Here is a 544-nt window from a genome sequence, read left to right on the forward strand (position 1 = left end):
TGGTGCGCAGCCGCCTGGCCGCCGAGCCGAAGCTCGCCAACCGCCGCTACAAGCCGCCCGATTCAGACGCGTTGCCGCCCGCCCTCCAGGTCATCGCTGCCGCCAAGGAGGTCTCGCATCCAGACAGCTCCTTCGAGCGCCAGCGTCCTTGGTTGGCCCAATCGGCCAAAGGACATCTTCCTCGGTTCTAGCGCGCCTCTAAGAGGGCGCAAGGTCTGATGGAGGTACAGATGAATTTCGAAAAGTATACCGAGCGGGCCCGGGGCTTCGTTCAGGCGGCGCAGAACCTCGCCGTGCGCGAAGGCCACCCGCAGCTTGCCCCAGGCCACGTGCTGAAAGTTCTGCTCGACGATCCGGAAGGCCTGTGCGCCGGTCTCATCGACCGCGCCGGCGGCCGCTCCCGCGACGCCCATGCGACCGTCGAGCAATGGCTCGCCAAGCAGCCGAAAGTCTCCGGCTCGGCCTCGCAGCCGCAGGCCACGCGCGAGCTGATGCGCTTCTTCGACACCGCCGAAAAGGCGGCCGAGAAGGCGGGCGATTCCTT

1 protein-coding gene and 1 pseudogene are annotated in these 544 nt (G+C 67.1%); both read left to right on the forward strand.

Annotated elements, in window-relative coordinates:
• Nucleotides 1-191 (forward strand): annotated as a pseudogene (locus FS320_RS46960) (hypothetical protein); the annotation flags it as partial.
• Nucleotides 192-230: 39 nt separating this feature from the next.
• Nucleotides 231-544, forward strand: a 314-nt coding sequence (locus FS320_RS44915; RefSeq protein WP_274597311.1) for a Clp protease N-terminal domain-containing protein, incomplete at its 3' end; no start/stop codon positions are given.

This window comes from Microvirga tunisiensis, assembly GCF_009296175.1.
Taxonomy (GTDB): Bacteria; Pseudomonadota; Alphaproteobacteria; order Rhizobiales; family Beijerinckiaceae; genus Microvirga; species Microvirga tunisiensis.